The organism is Bartonella sp. AA18HLJMS, assembly GCF_042197245.1.
Lineage (GTDB): Bacteria > Pseudomonadota > Alphaproteobacteria > Rhizobiales > Rhizobiaceae > Bartonella.
Genome location: NZ_JBHIRP010000042.1, coordinates 1 through 3459, shown reverse-complemented (window position 1 = coordinate 3459; position 3459 = coordinate 1). Strand labels below are relative to the sequence as shown.

Below are 3459 nucleotides of genomic sequence, written 5' to 3'. Positions count from 1 at the left end.
TTGACATTCGCATCTGTTTCTTTGGTAATAGTCACAACTGTTTTTGCAATTTTATGCAATTCTCATATTCCTTCTGAGTTGCAGAACAATCCAAAATACAAACGCGGCAATACAACAGGTTGGAAGACATTAACACGTGATTTACAACAGTATATGCACAGACTTTTAAAGCTAATAAGTTTAGCGCTTATCGTTTTAATTTTTCCAAATAGTTATAAAGAAACTGTTTTTTTACCTGTCATCTCTAAGTACGTGAATTACAAGCTTTCTTTTCCATTGGATACCGTACTTTGGTACTCAGATATTGCTCTTTGGTATTCCTTTTTAGTCTGTGTATTTTTCCTTATGTTACGTACACGCAGTTTAATAAATATATCTATTTACACACTACAGTGCTCAGTTAAAAAGCTATAGTAAAATTTCCGATTTTATAAAACTGTTCGGATTACGTTGTCTCTTCTCAACGTTCGATAAAATCAACAAGAGCATAAAAAACTATCGTGGGCTGCTTGATTTTAAAGAACATGACCTCTAGGTGTGAAGAAAGATGGACTAAGTATTTTTAAAGATGCCCTACTTGCTCTAGAGGTGAAATATGTGGGATTGGGCTGTTATGCCGAGCTTGCCACAAATCATGCTTTTGTTGCAATTTAAGCCAGAATTCCGCATCATTTAAACCCGCTTTTTCTAACCGTAAAGCTAAGTTAATACTAATCGCCGCATGGCAGTTTAAGACGCGGGATAAAGTTAAACGTGCAACGCCAAGACGATTTGCAGCTTCTGTTACTGTTAACCCTAATTCATCAAGCAATTCTTCTTTCAAAATGCCGCCAGGGTGTGGAGGATTGTACATCATAATAACACCTCAAAACTCAATGGTAATCTTGATAATCAACCAGTTCAACGTCTGTCCCAATGAAACGAAAGGTAACACGCCAATTTCCATTGACACGCATTGACCAGTAACCTTTTAAATCGCCCGTAAGCGCATGTAGACGATACGATTTAAGAGTAACTTGTTCAGGCGCGGATATTGTATCTAAAATTACTAAAATGTTTGCTAATTTTTTAGCATGCGCGGGTTGTATGCCTTTGCAGACTCCTCTTTCAAAGAATAATTTCAACCCTTTATGCTTAAAACTAACGATTGCCATATATACCCTCTTGATACTTGATACTATACACCATGCATTTATGTCAATTGATTATTTATCAAAGAGCATATTAAACATAATTTTATATGTTAACAATTAATAATATATCATTGAAATAATTGAAAAAATAATAAAATTATGCTAAGATTTTTTACATATTTAAATACAAATTTAAGGTAAGAAAAAACATGCTAAACAAAGTGACATTAATCGGACGCCTTGGTGCTAATCCCGAAAACAAAACAATGAATTCTGGAGCAGAAATAGTCAATTTTAGTATAGCAACTTCTGAGAGCTATACAGATAAAAAAACCAATCAAAAAGTAGAGAAAACAGAATGGCATTCAGTTGTGATTTTTAATCCACATTTAGCAAAAATTGCTCTTCAGTATCTCAGTAAAGGTTCAAAGGTTTACATAGAAGGCAAATTACAAACACGTAAATGGCAAGATAAAAATGGTCATGACCGTTACACAACAGAGATTGTCTTACCACAATTCAAAGGCGAGTTGTATTTGCTTGATGCCAAAAAAGAGCAATCGGCATTCCCTTCACCCATTACTTCTCAAAATTATGCTATCGCTTCAGGTGCTACTGATCATGGCACATCTCTTAACGATAGCATGCCATTCTGATTGAAAAAATATGGCTAAAAGAAAAAAACATGCAAAATGTGGACGTCCTCGTATTAATGGATGTCTCAGAGAACCAAATGGTCGTATCTCACGGACAAAAATGCCTCATGATCCCATTGATAAGTTGGCAATAGAAATACGGGCCAAACGTTTTGGCTTGACCATAGAAGAAGCAAAAAATCCGCTTTCTGCTACTTATATCGGACGGCTTTATCTGCAAGGTGTGATTAATCAAGATCAGTATGATGCTGCACAAAAATATCTTGAAGTGAGAAATGATTATCTCTGTGCAAAAACATTGCCTAGTGCAATTTATGATAAAATGCCCTCATCTTCTAATGAAGAAGCTAGAAAAAAATGGGTTGAATTTGCAACAAAACAATTTTTGAATATGCAAGAGGTAATAAAAGAAACACAACACCTTTACAGACATCATAATTTTTATGCTGCGCTACAGTATCTTGTTAGTGAAGATCAAGAATTACCGTACCTTGTACCTTCATTGCGAATAGTCCTTAACGCTCTCCAGAAATATTTTAACCAAAAAAATAAATGCTAAATGTTTTACTAGTATATTTATAAAAGCATCAGAAGCTCTTGAAATAGCTTTTAAAATGTTATATTTTTATATAATATTTTAGAGAGGTTGTTTTTATGCATACAACGAAATTACGTAAAGTTGGAGGGTCAGTGATGCTTTCTATACCACCTTCACTGCTTGATGTCCTTCATCTTACTGAAAATGCGCAAGTTGGTTTGACTATTGATAATGGACAATTAGTTGTGAAACCACAAACATTTCCTAATTATACTCTTGATGAATTGTTAGCCCAATGTAATCCGTCAGATGATTTTGTAGATGAGGATATAGAATGGTTTGATGCTAAACCTGTTGGTAAAGAGCTGTTGTGATGAAGCGAGGCGAAATTTGGCTAGTATCTCTTGATCCATCTTCGGGTTATGAACAAAAAGGAACGCGTCCTGTATTAATTGTATCACCGGAAGCGTTTAATCGTGTAACGAAAACACCTATTGTCTTGCCTATTACAAGCGGAGGAAATTTTGCTAGAACAGCAGGCTTTGCTGTCTCATTAATGGGAGTGGGATTACATACAACGGGCATAATACGTTGTGACCAACCACGTGCTCTTGATATTGGAGTGCGTCAGGGAAAGAAAATGGAAGCAGTTCCCCCCATGATTATGAACGAAGTCCTTGCTAAGCTAGCAACATTTCTTACGTAGTTGGTTCAAATCTTTATCTCGTGCCGTAAAACATCGTTCTTTGAAACGAGGCAAAAAGCCAAGTAAAAGATTCATTTAAATGGAATTATTATTGCATCTCTTGTTTATCTGAATACTAAGTCTAGATTTTTAGAAACAAAAAATGTACAAAATATAGATTTTTTCTCTTGACAATGTGTAAAAATTTTTATTTAATGGCTGTCCTGTCTCCAGGTGTATTGTGTCTAAAATTCAAAAATATCCCCTAAAATTTGGTAAAATCTTAAGCTTTCAAAAATGATTAAGTTGCTGTTTTTATTGTTAAAACAGACTAATCTATTTTGCACATATCAAAAGCCATTCAGTAACCAATGATGTCATTAATTCATTGCCTCAAAAGGAGCGAAGATGAAAGCAATCATCACCAAGCCAATGTGTGTTGTTGGC

7 protein-coding genes are annotated in these 3459 nt (G+C 34.8%); 5 read left to right on the top strand and 2 right to left on the bottom strand.

Features of this window, described 5'->3' with window-relative positions; genetic code table 11:
• The coding region (locus tag ACFINW_RS09595; RefSeq protein WP_375641114.1) for a hypothetical protein at nt 1-414 on the top strand (414 nt) is incomplete at its 5' end.
• A 148-nt stretch (nt 415-562) separates the two neighbouring features.
• Here the strand turns inward: ACFINW_RS09595 and ACFINW_RS09590 are convergent.
• Together ACFINW_RS09590 and ACFINW_RS09585 are read right to left on the bottom strand one after the other, a co-directional pair.
• A complete protein-coding gene (locus ACFINW_RS09590; protein ID WP_004856691.1) occupies nt 563-856 on the bottom strand; it encodes a HigA family addiction module antitoxin in 294 nt (97 codons plus the stop codon).
• Nucleotides 857-872: 16 nt separating this feature from the next.
• A complete protein-coding gene (locus tag ACFINW_RS09585; RefSeq protein WP_252619286.1) occupies nt 873-1154 on the bottom strand; it encodes a type II toxin-antitoxin system RelE/ParE family toxin in 282 nt (93 codons plus the stop codon).
• A 188-nt stretch (nt 1155-1342) separates the two neighbouring features.
• Here ACFINW_RS09585 and ssb point away from each other — a divergent pair, with 188 nt between their 5' ends.
• The 4 genes from ssb (at nt 1343) to ACFINW_RS09565 (ending at nt 3033) form a co-directional block, all read left to right on the top strand.
• Nucleotides 1343-1789, top strand: a complete 447-nt coding sequence (gene ssb / locus ACFINW_RS09580) for a single-stranded DNA-binding protein (RefSeq protein WP_375641115.1) — start codon at nt 1343-1345, stop codon at nt 1787-1789.
• Between the two features lie 10 nt (nt 1790-1799).
• Nucleotides 1800-2348, top strand: a complete 549-nt coding sequence (locus tag ACFINW_RS09575) for a hypothetical protein (RefSeq protein WP_375641116.1) — start codon at nt 1800-1802, stop codon at nt 2346-2348.
• Nucleotides 2349-2443: 95 nt separating this feature from the next.
• Nucleotides 2444-2701, top strand: a complete 258-nt coding sequence (locus ACFINW_RS09570; protein ID WP_375612038.1) for an AbrB/MazE/SpoVT family DNA-binding domain-containing protein — start codon at nt 2444-2446, stop codon at nt 2699-2701.
• A complete protein-coding gene (locus ACFINW_RS09565; protein ID WP_375612037.1) occupies nt 2701-3033 on the top strand; it encodes a type II toxin-antitoxin system PemK/MazF family toxin in 333 nt (110 codons plus the stop codon). The genes ACFINW_RS09570 and ACFINW_RS09565 overlap by 1 nt, the downstream gene beginning before the upstream one ends.
• Nucleotides 3034-3459: the final 426 nt, after the last annotated feature.